11 protein-coding genes are annotated in these 16,244 nt (G+C 67.2%); 4 read left to right on the top strand and 7 right to left on the bottom strand.

What is annotated here, in order from left to right; all coding sequences use genetic code 11:
- Positions 1-172: 172 nt before the first annotated feature.
- The 4 genes from F3J43_RS00830 (at position 173) to F3J43_RS00845 (ending at position 4,391) form a co-directional block, all read left to right on the top strand.
- On the top strand, positions 173-913 hold the full coding sequence (locus F3J43_RS00830) for a response regulator (protein WP_166882925.1): 741 nt from the start codon (positions 173-175) through the stop codon (positions 911-913).
- Positions 910-2,196, top strand: a complete 1,287-nt coding sequence (locus F3J43_RS00835) for a sensor histidine kinase (RefSeq protein ID WP_166882926.1) — start codon at positions 910-912, stop codon at positions 2,194-2,196. The genes F3J43_RS00830 and F3J43_RS00835 overlap by 4 nt, the downstream gene beginning before the upstream one ends.
- Positions 2,197-3,267: 1,071 nt before the next feature.
- Positions 3,268-3,885, top strand: coding sequence for a ferric reductase-like transmembrane domain-containing protein (locus tag F3J43_RS00840; RefSeq protein ID WP_166882927.1), 618 nt, complete (start codon positions 3,268-3,270; stop codon positions 3,883-3,885).
- Positions 3,886-3,902: 17 nt separating this feature from the next.
- Positions 3,903-4,391: an HvfX family Cu-binding RiPP maturation protein gene (locus F3J43_RS00845; protein WP_166882928.1), complete on the top strand. Its 489-nt coding sequence runs from the start codon at positions 3,903-3,905 to the stop codon at positions 4,389-4,391.
- A gap of 58 nt (positions 4,392-4,449) precedes the next feature.
- Here the strand turns inward: F3J43_RS00845 and F3J43_RS00850 are convergent, their stop codons facing one another.
- The 7 genes from F3J43_RS00850 to F3J43_RS00880 form a co-directional block, all read right to left on the bottom strand.
- Positions 4,450-7,605: a CusA/CzcA family heavy metal efflux RND transporter gene (locus F3J43_RS00850; protein WP_166882929.1), complete on the bottom strand. Its 3,156-nt coding sequence runs from the start codon at positions 7,603-7,605 to the stop codon at positions 4,450-4,452.
- Positions 7,606-7,620: 15 nt separating this feature from the next.
- Positions 7,621-8,817, bottom strand: coding sequence for an efflux RND transporter periplasmic adaptor subunit (locus tag F3J43_RS00855; protein ID WP_166882930.1), 1,197 nt, complete (start codon positions 8,815-8,817; stop codon positions 7,621-7,623).
- Positions 8,818-8,936: 119 nt separating this feature from the next.
- Positions 8,937-10,139, bottom strand: coding sequence for a TolC family protein (locus tag F3J43_RS00860; RefSeq protein ID WP_166882931.1), 1,203 nt, complete (start codon positions 10,137-10,139; stop codon positions 8,937-8,939).
- 276 nt (positions 10,140-10,415) lie between these two features.
- Complete coding sequence (locus F3J43_RS00865; RefSeq protein WP_166882932.1) at positions 10,416-11,549, bottom strand: SGNH/GDSL hydrolase family protein; 1,134 nt, start codon at positions 11,547-11,549, stop codon at positions 10,416-10,418.
- Positions 11,536-13,368 carry a carbamoyltransferase family protein gene (locus tag F3J43_RS00870; protein WP_166882933.1) on the bottom strand — a complete coding sequence of 611 codons (1,833 nt, stop codon included), beginning with the start codon at positions 13,366-13,368 and terminating at the stop codon, positions 11,536-11,538. Before F3J43_RS00870 ends, F3J43_RS00865 begins: the two co-directional genes overlap by 14 nt.
- On the bottom strand, positions 13,365-13,976 hold the full coding sequence (locus tag F3J43_RS00875) for a LysE family translocator (RefSeq protein WP_166882934.1): 612 nt from the start codon (positions 13,974-13,976) through the stop codon (positions 13,365-13,367). Before F3J43_RS00875 ends, F3J43_RS00870 begins: the two co-directional genes overlap by 4 nt.
- A complete protein-coding gene (locus F3J43_RS00880; protein ID WP_166882935.1) occupies positions 13,973-16,165 on the bottom strand; it encodes an iron-containing redox enzyme family protein in 2,193 nt (730 codons plus the stop codon). The genes F3J43_RS00875 and F3J43_RS00880 overlap by 4 nt, the downstream gene beginning before the upstream one ends.
- Between the last annotated feature and the right edge of the window lie 79 nt (positions 16,166-16,244).

A 16,244-nucleotide genomic window follows, 5' to 3' on the forward strand; every position in this document is an offset into this window, starting at 1 on the left:
GTCGAGAACCATTTCAGCCCCGCCAGGTATCGCGCATGTGTCGGCCACAGGGGGGACATGCGTCCTCCTGTATCTGCGCCCGCGCCGGATACACTGCAATACAAACCGCGACAGGCAAGCGCGGATCCGCTCTGTACACTGCGCCCATCCCTCAAGAACAAGGACACGCCCGATGGAACACGTCGATCACATCCTGGTCGTCGACGACGACCGCGAGATTCGCGAACTGGTCGGCAACTACCTGAAAAAGAACGGCCTGCGCACCAGCATCGTCGCCGATGGCCGGCAGATGCGCGCCTTCCTCGAAGGCAACACGGTCGACCTGATCGTCCTCGACATCATGATGCCCGGCGACGACGGCCTGTTGCTGTGCCGCGAACTGCGCGCCAGCAAGCACCGCAACACCCCGGTGCTGATGCTCACCGCGCGCAACGACGAGACCGACCGCATCATCGGCCTGGAGATGGGTGCCGACGACTACCTGACCAAGCCCTTCTCCGCCCGCGAGCTGCTGGCCCGCATCAATGCCGTGCTGCGCCGCACACGCATGCTGCCGCCGAACCTGACCATCAGCGAGAGCAGCCGGCTGCTGGCCTTCGGTCCCTGGCGGCTGGACACCACCGCGCGCCACCTGCTCGACAGCGAAGGCACCCTGGTGGCGCTGTCCGGCGCCGAGTACCGCCTGCTGCGGGTCTTCCTCGACCATCCGCAGCGGGTGCTCAGCCGCGAGCAACTGCTCAACCTGACCCAGGGCCGCGAGGCGGACATCTTCGACCGCTCCATCGACCTGCTGGTCAGCCGCCTGCGCCAGCGCCTGGGCGACGACGCCCGCGAGCCCACCTGCATCAAGACCGTGCGCAGCGAGGGCTATGTGTTCTCGCTGGCGGTGCAGTTGCTGGAGACCCCGGCATGAAATGGCCCCGCACCCTGGCCTCGCGCCTGGCGCTGATCTTCTTCACCGGCCTGGTGCTGGCCTACGGTTTGTCGTTCAGCCTGCAGGCCTACGAGCGCTATGTGAGCAGCCGCTCGATGATGCTCAGCAACCTGGAGCTGGACGTGTCCACCTCGGTGGCCATCCTCGACCGCCTGCCGGCAGCCGAGCGCCCGTCCTGGCTGCCACGCCTTGAGCGACGCACCTACCGCTACCGGCTGGACGGCGGCCTGCCCGGCGAAGCCATGCCCAGCGAGAACCCGCCGATGGCCGCCGACTCGATCGTCAAGGCCATCGGCGACCGCTACAAGCTGACTTTCCTCGAGATCCCCGGCCCCAACGCCCACTTCCAGGCCCACCTGCGCCTGGCCGACGGCGCACCACTGACCATCGACGTGACCCCGGCATCGGTGCCGGTGGCCACCTGGCTGCCGGTGGTACTGGTGATCCAGTTGCTGGTGCTGCTGCTGTGCACCTGGCTGGCGGTACGCCTGGCCATCGGCCCGCTGACCCGGCTGGTCAAGGCATTGGACGACCTCGACCCGAACCACCCTGGCCCGCAACTGGACGAGAGCGGCCCGCGCGAGGTGCGTTACGCCGCTGTCGCCTTCAATGCCTTGCAGGCGCGCATCGGCGCCTACCTCAAGGAGCGCATGCAACTGCTGGCGGCGATCTCCCACGACCTGCAGACGCCGATCACGCGGATGAAACTGCGGGTCGAGCAGATGGACGACGGGCTGGAGAAGGACAAGCTGTGGCACGACCTGGATGCCATGGAACACCTGGTGCGCGAGGGCGTCGCCTACGCCCGCAGCATGGACAGTGGCACCGAGGCGCCGTGTCGGGTCAACCTCGATGCCTTCCTCGACAGCCTGGTGTTCGACTACCAGGACAGCGGCGCGCAGGTCGAGCGCGAGGGCAACGCCCAGGCCACGCTCGAGACGCGTCCGCATGCCTTGCGCCGAGTGCTGGTCAACCTGGTCGACAACGCACTGAAGTTCGCCGGCACGGCGCGCCTGGAGGTCGCTCGCGAGGCCGGCGTGATCTTGATCCGCGTGCTCGACGACGGCCCGGGGATTCCCGAGGCCGAGCTGGACGAGGTGCTCAAGCCGTTCTACCGCGTCGAAGGGTCACGCAACCGCAACACCGGTGGTACCGGATTGGGGCTGGCGATCGCTCAGCAGCTCACCCAGGCCATCGGCGGTCACCTGACCCTGCGCAACCGCCGTGAGGGCGGGTTGTGCGCGCAGATCGAACTGCGCTGAACTCCGGGCAGGCCGCAGGCAAGGACAGGCCTGCCGGGGCAGAGCGTTGGGAGTGGAACTGTGGGGGACAGGTCTGTGGGAGCTGGTCTGTGGGAACAGGTCTGTGGGGCACAGTCTGTGGGAGCGGGCGAAGCCCGCGATGCGGCAAAGACAATGTTCCGCCAGGAGAAGGCGTTAGTGCTGCCAAGGGTTCGCCGACAGAATCACAGCGCCTGTGAGATCGCGCGCCGCCCGCGCGGCGCATCGCGGGCTTCGCCCACTCCCACATCTGTCTCGGGCCAATCTCTCCTGTGGTATTGCCTGGTTCGCCTTGTTGGCATGACGCGGTTTCAGCGTGGGCACTACAGTCGCTTCGTCTGTGGGAACAGGTCTGTGGAAACAGGTCTGTGGGAGCGGGCGAAGCCCGCGATGCGGCAAAGGCAATGTTCCGCCAGGAGAAGGCGTTAGTGCTGCCAAGGGTTCGCTGACAGAATCACAGCGCCTGTGAGATCGCGCGCCGCCCGCGCGGCGCATCGCGGGCTTCGCCCACTCCCACATTTGTCTCGGGCCAATCTCTCCTGTGGTATTGCCTGGTTCGCCTTGTTGGCAAGACGCGGTTTCAGCGTGGGCACTACAGTCGCTTCGTCTGTGGGAGCAGGTCTGTGGAAACAGGTCTGTGGAAACAGGTCTGTGGGGCACAGTCTGTGGGAGCGGGCGAAGCCCGCGATCCGGCAAAGACAATGTTCCGCCAGGAGAAGGCGTTAGTGCTGCCAAGGGTTCGCCGACAGAATCACAGCGCCTGTGAGATCGCGCGCCGCCCGCGCGGCGCATCGCGGGCTTCGCCCACTCCCACATTTGTCTCGGGCCAATCTCTCCTGTGGTATTGCCTGGTTCGCCTTGTTGGCATGACGCGGTTTCAGCGTGGGCACTACAGTCGCTTCGCCTGTGGAAACAGGTCTGTGGGGCACAGTCTACAGTCGGATACATAAACCCCGCCGCCTCGACACACTGCAGATACCCCGCCCCCACACACTCCCCGGCACCACGGCCGACCGCACCCCGCCGTCGCCATAGATACCGGGAACTTCAATGATGAAAACCCTGCCCTCCGGCTGGAAGCTGTTCGCCACCCTCGCCGCCCTCACCCTGCTGATGACCGCAGCCGTGCTCGTCGCCCAACCGCCCGGCGCCGATGCGCTGCGCAGCGCGATCCGCGCCACCGCGCGCAGCTCGTTCGCACTGTTCCTGCTGACCTTCCTCGCCTCGTCGCTGGTCATCCTGATGCCCGGCGCCGGCAGCCGCCGGCTGTTGCGCGAACGCCGCTTCCTGGGGCTGGCCTTCGCCTTCTCGCACAGCGTGCATGGCGTCCTGATCTACCTGTACGCCCAACGCTTCCCCGAACTGTTCTGGGCCGGGCGCAGCACCGTGGCCAACCTGCCAGGCTCGCTCGGCTACCTGTTCATCCTGCTGCTGACCCTGACTTCGTTCAAGACACCGATGCGCCTGCTCGGCCCGCGCCTGTGGAAGGGTTTGCACAGCAGTGGGACCTGGCTGCTGGCCGTGGTGTTCTGTCTGTCCTTCTACAAGCGCATTCCATTGGGCGGCTGGTATCCCTTGGCCTTCGCCCTGATGTTCGCCGCCATCGCCGTCAAGCTCATCGCCAAGCAGGCCCAACGCCTGCGCCGCGCCAGCCCGTCCCTTTCCCACTGATCGCAAGGAGCCTTGCCATGTTGAACCCGACCCTCACCCGCCCGTTCAGCGTCCTCGACCGTTTCGGCAGCTGGGGCGCCGACCTGCCCTTGCGCCTGTTCCTGGCCTGGGAATTCTTCGAATCGGGGCTGGAAAAATTCAATGGCGTGAACTGGTTCACCGACCTGCAGGCCAGTTTCCCGTTTCCGTTCAACCTGCTGCCAGCAGGCCTCAACTGGCAACTGTCGATGTGGGCCGAACTGGTCTGTCCGCTGCTGTTGCTGCTGGGGCTGGGCACACGCCTGGCCTCGGCGGTGCTGATGGTGGTGACGGTGGTGGCGATCGCTGCCGTGCACTGGCCCAACGAGTGGTCGAGCCTGGCCGAACTGGCCCAGGGCTATGCGATCAGCGACCAGGGCCACGGCAACTTCAAGCTGCCGCTGATCTACCTGGTAGCGTTGCTGCCCCTGTTATTGAAGGGTTCGGGGCGCCTGAGCCTGGATCACTGGCTACGCCGGTTCCTGTAGGAGCGGCCTTGTATCGCGAAAGGGCCGCAACGCGGCCCCTGGATCCTCGCCCCAGATATCAGCCGTTCTCTGGCGCTTGAACCTCCTCACGCCGATGCGCCCACTGGTACAGCGCCGGCAGCACCAGCAAGGTCAGTGCCGTCGACGACAGGATGCCGCCAATCACCACCGTCGCCAGCGGCCGCTGCACCTCGGCACCGGTACCTGTGGCCAGGGCCATGGGAATGAACCCCAACGACGCCACCAGCGCCGTCATCAGCACCGGTCGCAGGCGGGTCAGCGCGCCCTCCTCGACCGCCGCGCGCAGGCCACGCCCCTCCTCGCGCAGGTTGCGGATGAAGGCGATCATCACCAGGCCATTGAGCACCGCCACCCCAGACAACGCGATGAAGCCCACTCCCGCCGATATCGACAGCGGAATGTCGCGTAGCCACAAGGCCAGCACCCCGCCAGTAAGGGCGAAGGGAATACCGGTGAACACCAGCAGGCCATCCTTGAGGTTGTTGAACATCATCAGCAACAAGGCCATCACCAGCAGCAGCGACACCGGCACCACCACCCGCAGGCGCTCGGCCGCCGACTGCAACTGCTCGAACTGGCCACCCCAGCGGGTCCAGTAGCCCGGCGGGATCGGCACTTGCTCGATCAGCGCCTGCGAGGCCTGCTCGACGAACGAGCCCAGGTCACGCCCGCGCACGTTGGCGCTGACCACCACCACACGCTTGCCATCCTCGCGGCTGACCTGGTTCGGCCCCAGTTGCAGGTTCAACGTGGCCACCTGCGACAGCGGGATGAAGCCAATCTGCGTGGCACCGCCGCTGGCGCTGGCCGGCACCGGGATCAGCAGGCTGGACAACCCGTCGACATCAGTACGCAGCGCTTCGGGCAGACGCACCACCATGTCGAAGCGCCGGTCCCCTTCGTACAGCGTGCCGGCACGGCGACCACCGACGGCAATGGCGATGGCGTCCTGCACGTCGCCCACGTTCAGGCCATGGCGCGCGGCCTTGTCACGGTCGATGTCGATGGTCAGCACCGGCAGGCCGCTGGTCTGTTCGACCTTCACCTCCGAGGCCCCCGGCACCTGCTGCAGGCTGGCGGCGATCTGCGCGGCAGTGCGGTTGAGCACGTCCATGTCATCGCCGAACACCTTCACCGCGACATCGCTGCGCACCCCGGAGATCAGTTCGTTGAAGCGCAACTGGATCGGCTGCGACAGCTCGTAGTTGCTGCCCGGCACGTTGGCAGCGGCGCGCTGCACCTCGGCGATCAGCGCCTCGCGCGGTTTACCGGGGTCCTGCCACTGCTCACGCGGCTTGAGCATCACGTAGGCATCGGAGATGTTCGGTGGCATCGGGTCCGAGGCGATCTCGGCGGTGCCAGTACGGGCGAACACCCGTTCGACCTCCGGCACCTGGGCGATGATGGTCTTCTCCAGGCGCTGCTGCATGTCCACCGACTGCGACAGGCTGGTGCCCGGCACCCGCAGCGCCTGCAGGGCGAAATCACCTTCGCTGAGGCTGGGGATGAACTCGCTGCCCATGCGGCTGGCCAGCACGCCCGACAGCAGCACCACGCTGGCAGCCGCGGCGAAGGCCAGGTTGCGCCGGCCGAGCACCCACTCCAGCACCGGCGCGTAGCGCCGCCGCGCGGTGCGCATGACCACGCCTTCTTCTTCCTTGACCTTGCCGGTGACGAACAGCGCGATGGCCGCCGGGACGAAGGTCACCGAGAGGATCATCGCCCCCAGCAGCGCCATCACCACGGTGAAGGCCATGGGGTGGAACATCTTGCCCTCGACCCCGGTCAGGGCAAAGATCGGCAGGTACACCACCATGATGATCAACTGCCCGTAGATCAGCGGCCGGCGCGCCTCGCGGGCGGCGGCGAACACTTCGTGAAAGCGCTCGGTGCGGGTCAGCATGCGGCCATGGCGCTGCTGGGCGTGGGCCAGGCGGCGGATGGCGTTCTCGACGATCACCACCGCGCCGTCGACGATGATGCCGAAGTCCAGGGCGCCGAGGCTCATCAGGTTGGCGCTGACCTTGTTGCTGAACATGCCGGTGAAGGTGAACAGCATCGACAGCGGGATGACCATGGCGGTGATCAGCGCCGCGCGGATGTTGCCAAGGAACAGGAACAGCACGGCGATCACCAGGATCGCACCTTCGACCAGGTTCTTCTTCACCGTGGCGATGGCCTTCTCGACCAGGTTGGTGCGGTCGTACACGGTGATCGCCACCACCCCCTTGGGCAGGCTGCGGTTGATCTCCTCGAGCTTGGCCGCCACGGCCTGGGACACCGTGCGACTGTTCTCGCCGATCAGCATGAACACCGTGCCCAGCACCACTTCGCGGCCGTTCTCGGTGGCCGCGCCGGAGCGCAGTTCCTGGCCCAGGCCGACCTGGGCGACATGGCTGACGCGGATCGGCGTGCCATCGACGCTGGAGATGACGATGTTGGCGATGTCCTCGGCCGAGGCCACCTGGCCCGGGGCGCGGATCAGCAACTGCTCGCCGTTGCGTTCGATGTAGCCGGCACCGACGTTGGCGTTGTTGCGTTCGAGGGCCGCGACCAGGTCGTTGAGGGTCAGCTTGTAGGCGGCCAGGCGCTTGGGCTCCGGCGCGACCAGGTACTGCTTGGCATGGCCGCCGATGCTGTTGACCTCGGCCACTCCCGGCACGTTGCGCAGTTGCGGCTTGATGATCCAGTCCTGGATCACCCGCAGGTCGGTGGCGGTGTACGCGGTGCCATCGTCCTTGAGCGCGCCGTCCTTGGCCTCGACGGTCCACAGGAAGATCTCGCCCAGGCCCGTAGAGATCGGCCCCATGGCCGCCTCGATGCCTTCGGGCAACTGCTCGCGGGCCACCTGCAGGCGCTCGTTGACCAGTTGCCGGGCAAAGAAGATGTCGGTGCCATCGTCGAAGATCACCGTCACCTGCGACAGCCCCGAGCGCGACAGCGAACGGGTCTGCTTGAGGCCCGGCAGGCCGGCCATGGCGGTCTCGATGGCAAAGGTGACGCGCTGCTCGGTCTCCAGCGGCGAGTAGCCAGGCGCCGCGGTGTTGATCTGTACCTGCACGTTGGTGATGTCGGGCACCGCGTCGATGGGCAGTTTCTGGTAGCTGTGGATGCCCACGGCAGCCATCAGCACCACGGCGAGCATCACCACCAGGCGTTGCTCGATGGCGAACTGGATAAGGCGTTCGAACATGGAAGATGTCCCTGGTCAGTGGCTGTGTTCGGCCGAGCCTTTGCCCAGCTCGGACTTGAGGACGAAGCTGCCGGCGGCGGCGACCTGGGTACCGGCGGCAAGCCCCTCGCGGATCTCCACCTGGCCGGCGTCGCGGCGTCCCGGGGTGACCGGGCGCGCCTCGAAGCCTTCCTCGGTGCGGGCGAACACCACGGTCTGCTCCTCCCAGGTCTGCAAGGCGCTTTCTGGCACCACCACGGCGGCGTCGAAACGCTCGACGGTGACCGCGATGTTGACGAACAGCCCTGGGCGCCAGGCGCCATTGGGGTTGGCCAGGGTCGCGCGCACGGTGGCGGCGCGGTTCTGCTCGCCGAGCAGGCTGCCGACATAGTTCACCTTGCCGTCGACCTGGGCGCCAAGGTCCGGGGCGCTGACGCTGACGTCACGGCCGCTGACCACCTTGTCCAGGTCACGCGGCGTCACGGCGAAGGTAGCCCAGACCCGGCTCAGGTCGGACAGGGTGAAGGCGTTGCTGGTCTCGTCCACCACCTCGCCGACGGTCAGGTGCTTTTCCACCACCACCGCGTCGAACGGGGCGCGCAGCTCGTAGCGGTTGCCCCGCCCGGCCGGCGCCACGGCGGCGACCTTCTGCCCGGCGTTGGCCGCGGCGATCTCGGCCTCCTGCAGGGCCTGGCGGGCCTGCAGGTAGTCTTGCTCGGCGCTGATGCGTTCCTGCCACAGCTGCTTCTCGCGGGCGAAGGTCAGGCGCGCCAGCTCGAGGCGGCGCTGGGCGGCCTGCTGCTCGCTGCGCAGCTCGGAGATCTGCTGGCTGGCGATCACCGCCAGCACCTGGCCACGCTTGACCGCCTGGCCGAGCTCGGCGTGCACTGCCTCGACCACGCCGGGGACGCGGGGCACCACATGGGCGGTGCGGTCCTCGTCGAAACGGATCTCGCCGGGGAAGCTGATGGCCGTGCCGAGGGTCTGCGGGCCGGCGGTGGCCAACTGCACGCCAGCGGCCTGGATCTGTTCGGCGGACAGGTGCAACTGACCTTCCTGCTCTTCGTGGCCTGGTGCCTTTTCATCGGCGTGGTCATGGCCTTCTTCGCCATGGTCATCGTGCTGGGCCTGGCCGCTGGCAGCCTTGCCGAGGGTGCCGGTCCAGGCCACGCCGCCAAGGCCGAGGACGGCCAGGGCAGCGGCGAGGATCGCGAGTTTGCGAGGTGGGGTCATGGGGATTCCTGCTGGGAAAGTCGTGGTTGCAATTCGGGCCCGATCGCAGGGCAAGCCCGCGCCCACGGACACTGGGCTCGCCTCGTGGGAGCGGGCTTGCCCCGCGATTGGGGTGTGATTCAAAGCTCGCCGTAGATCCGCTCCACCTGCGCCCGGGCATCGGTGGCCTGGGCCAGCGCATCCAGGTATAACCCGCGCGCCTCGATCAGCGTGCGCTGGGCGTCGAGCACCTCGAGGAAGGCGAACTTGCCCATCTCGAAGCCGCGGGTGGCGGTGTCCACCGCCTGCTGCGCCGAGGGCAGGATGGTGCGGTCGTAGGCCTGCACCTCGCCCATGGCCGTGGCCCACTGGTCCAGGGCGCTGCGGGTGTCGCTGCGCAGGCGCAGCTCGACGGCGTTGCGCAGGTCGCGGGCCTGGTCGGCGCGGCGCGCGGCGGCCAGCACATTGCCCTGGTTGCGGTCGAACAGCGGCAGCGGCATCGACAGCCCGACCACGTTGACCCGCTCGCGATCCTCGCGGCTGTACTGGCTGCCGAGGCTGACGGTGAGATTGGGGATGCGCTGGGCCTTTTCCGAGCCGAGGCTGGCCTCGCCGCGCTCGATCCGCGCGGCGGCCAGGCGCCAATCGGCGGTCTGCTCGACCTTGGCCAGCAAGGGCTCGGCACGCGGCGCCGGGCCCGGCGAAAGGCTGGCGCTGTCGAGGCGGTCGAAACCGGCCTCGGCGCTACCGGTCAAGCGTGCCAGGGACTGTCGGGCAACACTGCGTCCGCTCTGTGCCCGGCGCACCGCGGCCTGGGCCTGGGCCAGCTGGACCTGGGCACGGGTCGCCTCCACCGGCGACGACTGGCCAGCCTTGACCCGCCCTTCCACCACCCGCAGGCCGCGTTCGGTCAGGGCCTGCGACTGCTGCGCCAGCTCCAGCGCGGTCTGCGCCCGCAGCGCGGCGTGGAACGCCTGGATCACATCGGCGCGCAGGCCATTGCGCTGGCGCTCCAGCTCCAGCCGGGCGACCGCCTGGCCGGCCTCGGCGACCTCGATGCGCGCGCCACGCTTGCCGCCGAGCTCCAGGGCCTGGCTGAGGGTGACGGTGGTGGTGCTGGTCTTGCGCCGGGTGTCCTCGACCTCCCAGGACAGCTCGGGGTTGGGCACCAGCCCGGCCTGGCGGCGGTCGCCCTCGGCGATGCCGATCTCGCGGCCGACGGCGGCCAGCTCGGGGTTGTGCGCGAAGGCGGCGCTGAGCGCCTGGTCCAGGCTCAGGCTCTGGGCGCTGGCAGGGCCGGCCAGCAACAGGCAGAGCCAGGCGATCTTGCGGGGAATGGGCACGGTCGGGAGTCCTCGTCGACAAGCGGCGGAATGCTTTGCCGTGGGACTCTAGGCAGGGGTGGTTATCGAGGCGGTGGCGACAACATTACAATTCTGTAATCGACCGGCAGGCTACCCGGCCTGTCGCGCCGGGAACGTGGGCCCGTTGCAGGCCCATGTACTGCGCATGTCCCGCGCGCCGGGTGCAGGCGGGCTGATCTCTCCAGCCTGCCCGCCCCGGCGCCCGGTCCTGCTCAACGCAGCGGGTAGATGGACCCGCCGCGTTTCTTCTTGCGCTTAAACAGACTTAACAGTTTGCGAAGAATCTTCATGCTGCTTCTCCTGGTAAAGGCCGAGTTCATCACTGAGCAGTTGGGCCAGTTGCTGGTTGCCCAGGTCGTTGAAGTGGACGCGGTCGACGAACAGCGTCTCTTCGAACACCGGGCTGGTGGTAAGCATCGCGTTCATGTCCAGGCACGGGATGCCGTCGGCATGGGCCTGGATATGCCGCAGGAACGGCGCATGCACTTCCTTGCCGAGCACGCCGCTGAACAAGCGGTAGAAATTGTTCGGGCAGCTGTCGATGGCGTGGAACACCGCCTCCTCCTCCGCCGTCAGGCGCTCCCGGCACCAGTGCGCCAGCGGCTGCAGGACGAAGCTCAGGCTCGCCCCGCTACCGGCCAGCAGCAGGCGCCACTGCTTCAGGGCATCGGTGATCGACAGCGCGGCGCGCTCCAGGCGCGCGTCCAGCGACACGCCTTCGTCGGTGATCACCTCGTCCGCCGGGTTGTCGTAGAACAGCGCCTGCTTCCAGCGCTGCAGCAGCGACTCGCCGCCCTTGGCGCCGAAGGTGTTCTTCTTGCGCTTCATGTCCTCGTTGAACTTGTTCATGTAGTGCTGGAACTCGAACGAGTAGTAATAGCGGCCATGCTCGCTGGCGAAGGCGTCGGGGATGCCCTCCAGCGCCAGGGTATTGATGCCGCTGAGCACCACCACATGGCCGATCTGGCCCAGGCGTTTCTGGTGCATCAGGTACATCAGCAACTCCTGGGTGGAGTTGTAGCCGCGCCCGGCGAAATTCAGCCACACCTCGCCGGTGATCGCGCTCAGGTAGGACGCCACCGTCGCCCCGTCGCGGGTCGAGCCCACGCCCAGTGCCGTGGAACCGCCCACCAGCAGGTTGACCTTGCCACCCTCGGGGCGCTCGGCCACCGAGTAGCGCCGTCCGTCCAGCTCGGTGTAGCGAAAGCCCAGGGCATCGGTGTTGATGGTCGGCGAACGGAACAGCTTCTCGTGGAAGTACATGGTGTACGGCACCCAGCGCGCGCCGATGTGCATGAAGCGGTCGTAGTCGCGGATCTGCGGTGTCCAGCGGTACACCTCCTGCACCGCCTCGTGGTGGCTCAGCAGCGGTTTTTCAGTCGAGGGCATATTGGTTTCTCCAGTCGGCCTCTTCGTGCCAGTGCGGCTGTTCGGGTTTGCTCAGCAGGTAGTCGCCGATCACCAGGCAATCCATTTCGGTGCGCATGAAGCAGCGATAGGCATCCTCGGGGCTCTCGACGATGGGCTCGCCGCGCACGTTGAACGAGGTGTTGATCAGCACCGGGCAACCGGTGTGGGCGGCGAACCCGGCCAGCAGCTCGCGGAACCTCGGGTTGTGGCGGCCATCGACGGTCTGCACCCGCGCCGAACAGTCGACATGGGTCACCGCCGGGATCTGCGAGCGGGTCAGCTGGAGCTTCTCGATGCCGCTGTAGCCCCGCTCGTCCAGGCCCTGCAGGCGCTTGTCCGGGTGTACCGGGGCGACGATCAGCATGTACGGCGACGGTGTGTCCAGCTCGAACCACTGCCCGGCCTGCTCGGCCAGCACCGCCGGGGCGAACGGACGGAACGACTCGCGGTTCTTGATCTTCAGGTTCATCACGCTCTGCATCGAGGCCGAACGCGGGTTGCCGAGGATCGAGCGCGCGCCCAGCGAACGCGGGCCGAACTCCATGCGCCCCTGGAACCAGCCGACCACCTTGTCGTCCGCCAGTTGCCGCACGGTGGACTCGATCAGCGCGGCCGGCTCGAGTTTCTGGTAGTGCGCACCGAGACGTTGCAGGGTCTGCTCGATCTGCGTGTTGTCGTAGGCATTGCCCAGGTAGGCGCCCTGCATCGCATCGTGCTGACCGTCGACCGTGCGCAGGGCGTCGGCCGTCTGGTAGTGGCAATGCAGCGCCGCCCCGAGCGAGCCTCCGGAATCGCCCGAGGCAGGCTGCACGAATATCCCCTTGAACAGCCCGGAGCGCAGGAGCTTGCCGTTGGCCACGCAGTTCAGCGCCACGCCGCCGGCCAGGCACAGGTACTCGGCGTTGGTCTGGGCCTTGATACGCTGGGCCAGGGCGAGCATGACCCGTTCGGTGACCACCTGGATCGATGCAGCCAGGTCCATCTCGCGCTGGCCGATACGACTTTCCGGCTCCCGCGCCGGCGCGCCGAACAGGCGTTCGAAGGCATCGCTGATCATCCGCTCGCCGACTTCGTAGTCGAAATACTGGCGCTCGAGGGTGAAGCTGCCGTCCTCGTTCAGGGTAATCAGCTTGTCGAGGATGGTGTCGACGTAGCGCGGCTCGCCATAGGGTGCCAGGCCCATCAGCTTGTACTCGCCCGAATCGACCTTGAACCCGCAGTAATAGGTGAACGCCGAATACAACAGGCCCAGCGAATGCGGGAAACGCACCTCGAACAGCGGCTTCAGGCTGGCGCCCTGGCCATGCCAGGCGGTGGTGGTGGCCCATTCGCCGACCCCGTCGACGCAGAGTACCGCCGCCTCCGGGTAGGGCGAGGGGTAGAACGCCGACGCGGCGTGGCTCAGGTGATGCTGGCTGACGAACAGCGGCGGCATCGGCTGGTCCGGGAACAGCGCGCGCAGCTCCTCGGCGATGATGCCCTTGATGTCCTTGCGCGCGGCGAACTTGGTGTATTGCTGGGCGAAGGCCAGGGCGCCACGGGGGAAGTTGCGCTTGTAGGTCGAGCAGATCCGCTCGAACTTGATCTCAGGGTCTTCGTAGTAGGCGAGCCAGGCCACGTCGCCGAGGCTGATGCCCGCCTGCGCCAGGCACTGGCGCAGGGCATGACGAGGAAAGCCCTTGTCCTGCTTGACCCGTGAGAAGCGTTCCTCCTGCAAGGCGCAGACGATCTGCCCGTCCTTGATCAGGGTCACCGCACTGTCGTGGTAGAAGGCCGATAGCCCGAGGATGTAAGTCATGCGAACTCCCGTGTCAGGGTCAACAGGGCAATGCCCAGGAACAGCACCGGCGGCACATAGTCGAACCACGAACTGCGCTGGATGAACGCCCGCAGGTTGTGGGCGGCAAGGCCGACGGTCATGTTCACCACGATCCCGCCGATGTTGAACACCAGGCCGTAGATCAGGAAGTACAGCCAGGCCGGCTGGGCATCGACCGGGACGAACTGCGGCAGCAGGCTGACGAAGAACAGGCCGATCTTGGGGTTGGTGAGGTTGATCAGCATGCCCTTGCCAAAGGCGAAACCTGCCGGCGCCGGGGCCGCTTCACCGTCACTGGCCGCCGCGCTGCGCCGCGGCCAACACTGGTAGGCCAGGTACAGCAGGTACAGGGCGCCAGCGACCTGGATGATGCGGTACAGCAGCGGCACTTCTTTGAAGATCAGCATCAGGCCGAAGGCGGCCAGCAACACGTAGAAGAACACCCCGAACTCGACCCCGGCAGCCGCCTTCAGGCCGGTGCGCACGCCATGGCGCAGCGACTGGTTCATCACGTACAGCATGGCCGGGCCCGGGGCCAGGTTGATGATCAGCACCGCCAGCAGAAAGGAGAGAAAACCGTATGTCATGAGGAACCTCGCGGATGGGTGAAGGTGTCACGCAGCTGTCGCAGATGCCGTTTCGCCTGCTGCCAGGGCGAGCGCGGCGGCGGACTCAGGGCCCGGTAGCCCAGCCAGATCCGCTGCCAGTGCCGCGCCTGCTCCTGCACGCCACCGCGCTGCAGGGCATCGTCCAGGTGCAGGCGGATGGCCTCGATGGCCCAGGCGGTATGGCCACTGACCACGTTGTCGATGGTGTTGTGCAGGTCGGTGAACAGGGCACTGAAACCGTAGTGGCGCAGGATGTCGGCGGAGCGTCGGTACTCGCCGCCGACCCCGGACAGTTCCATCGCCAGGTTCAGCCCCAGGGTTTCCGGCTGGAAGCTTTGCGGGAACAGCGAGATCGCCAGCCAGAACACCGGCACCCGCAGGTCGTCCTCGTCGAAACAGTCCAGGCCGGCGAAGTGCGGCTCGACGAAGCTGCAGGGCTCGACCTGCATGCTGGCGAGCAACTGGCGGTAGATATTGCCGTGGTGCAGGTCGCAGTCGCCCTGCCCCAGTTCGTCGACCAGCGTGCGGTAGAGCAAGGCGCCGATAGGGCTGGTGACGCTGGCCGGGGCCACCACCTGGCGCAGCCAGGCGCCATCGATCAGGGTCAGCGGAGCCAGGGCCAGCGCATCGGCGATGATCTCCTCGCGGGTTTCCTCGGGCTCGCCGCGCAGGGGCTGGTAACTGCTCACCTGCCGCGCATGCTGGGCCTCCAGCCATTGCCCGAGGGCCGCGTGGCTGTAACGCTCGAAGGGCAGCCCATCGCGCTGCAACCGTGCACGGTGCTGGGCCAGCCAGTCCTCGACATAGGCCCTGGCCGCCGGTAATGCATCGGGGGCCTGGTCGATCTGCAGGAACAAGGGATACAGCGCCTGCAGGGGCCAGCCGGCGTATTTGTCCAGCGCTTGCTGCCTGGCCTGGGCCAGTGCCGCCTGGCACAGGTCGCGCTCGCCGCCACTGGGCAGCGGCCGCGGCTCAGGCTGCACGACCTGGCTGCGCGCAGGGTCCAGGGTGGCGATCCAGCGCTCGACCACACGGATGTCCTGTGCCGAGAACACCCCGAACATGCGCCCTTCAGGCTTGCCGATCAGGTTCAGCAGTGCGCTGCGCGCCGGCTCGCCTGGCCGCACGTAGCGCGAATCGGCCAGCGCCGCCAGCGTCGCGTGGGGGCAGAAGCGCTCCGGGCTCAGCCAGTGGTCGATGGGCTCGCCCCCCAGTTGTCCGCGCCGGTGGTAGCCGCAACCGTGATGGCCAAGCCGCTCGATCAGGGTCAGCATCGCCGCGTGCTCGTCGAAGCGCTGCGCGTCACCCAGCTCCGTGGCCAGGCGCCGTTGCTCGGCGGCCAGCAACGCCAGCGCACAGGCATGCCCTTGCAGCACCTCGTCCTGGGCCCCCTCCGGTGCCTCTCGCAAGTAGGCCTCCAGTGCCGCGCAGGCCAAGGGGCGATAAAGGCTGGGGGCGGCCAGGCCGAACAGCGGCGTGTCGCCATCGCGCAGCAGGTTGAGGTGGTCGAGGTAGTCGCACAAGGCCAGGTTCACCCCCAGCGTGCGAGCCTGGAAGGCTTGCGGGAAGCAGGCCAGGGACAGCAGGAACACCGGCAGCTCGAAGGCGGCTTCGGCAATCTCCGGGGCGTCGCTGAAACGCTGGCTGAAGACCTCGCCCAACGCCACCCCGGCACGCAACGCAGCCTGCTCGAAGGCACGGCTCTGGCTGCGTTCGGGGAAACCATCGCCGACCATGCGCATGTGGATCTGCAACAGCAGGCCGGCGTCTGGCCGCCAGGCATGGGCGATCGAGGTGACGCCGTCGAGCCAGCCGCCCATCACTTTGAACAGCGGGGCGTGCTGAAAGTAGAAATGACGTAGGCGCTCAGGCTGCGCGACCAGCAAGGGCATGAGCTCACGCACTTGCCCATGCAAGCTCTGCGAGGCCGGGTCGCGGCCTTGCAGCACGGCGCTCAGCGTCTGTGCCGGGCCTGCATCGTACGGTGCCTGGAAGCGCTGCTGCAGGCGCAGCCAGACCAGCTCCAGCAAACCGTGTCGCTCTTCCTGGTTGACCAGTCTGAAGAACCATTGCCGCGTATTGAGCTGCACCTGTTGCAAGGCTTTCGGCGCAATCGGCAGAAAGCTGGGCGCAGCAAACGTCGGCACACCCTGTGCCCTGTTGGCCATGATGGCCACCCCCTTGATGACTGCCTGCAGACAGCCCTCACCCGGGCGAGCCATGGACCACCGCACGAAGGTATTCGTG

It is taken from the genome of Pantoea sp. Cy-639 (assembly GCF_011752525.1).
Taxonomy (GTDB): domain Bacteria; phylum Pseudomonadota; class Gammaproteobacteria; order Pseudomonadales; family Pseudomonadaceae; genus Aquipseudomonas.

Excerpts from the sequence above, each read along its gene's own strand:
- F3J43_RS00830 (WP_166882925.1), top strand. The coding sequence starts at position 173 with ATGGAACACGTCGATCACATCCTGGTCGTCGACGACGACCGCGAGATT.
- F3J43_RS00835 (WP_166882926.1), top strand. The coding sequence starts at position 910 with ATGAAATGGCCCCGCACCCTGGCCTCGCGCCTGGCGCTGATCTTCTTC.
- F3J43_RS00840 (WP_166882927.1), top strand. The coding sequence starts at position 3,268 with ATGAAAACCCTGCCCTCCGGCTGGAAGCTGTTCGCCACCCTCGCCGCC.
- F3J43_RS00845 (WP_166882928.1), top strand. The coding sequence starts at position 3,903 with ATGTTGAACCCGACCCTCACCCGCCCGTTCAGCGTCCTCGACCGTTTC.
- F3J43_RS00850 (WP_166882929.1), bottom strand. The coding sequence starts at position 7,605 with ATGTTCGAACGCCTTATCCAGTTCGCCATCGAGCAACGCCTGGTGGTG.
- F3J43_RS00855 (WP_166882930.1), bottom strand. The coding sequence starts at position 8,817 with ATGACCCCACCTCGCAAACTCGCGATCCTCGCCGCTGCCCTGGCCGTC.
- F3J43_RS00865 (WP_166882932.1), bottom strand. The coding sequence starts at position 11,549 with ATGCCCTCGACTGAAAAACCGCTGCTGAGCCACCACGAGGCGGTGCAG.
- F3J43_RS00870 (WP_166882933.1), bottom strand. The coding sequence starts at position 13,368 with ATGACTTACATCCTCGGGCTATCGGCCTTCTACCACGACAGTGCGGTG.
- F3J43_RS00875 (WP_166882934.1), bottom strand. The coding sequence starts at position 13,976 with ATGACATACGGTTTTCTCTCCTTTCTGCTGGCGGTGCTGATCATCAAC.
- F3J43_RS00880 (WP_166882935.1), bottom strand. The coding sequence starts at position 16,165 with ATGGCCAACAGGGCACAGGGTGTGCCGACGTTTGCTGCGCCCAGCTTT.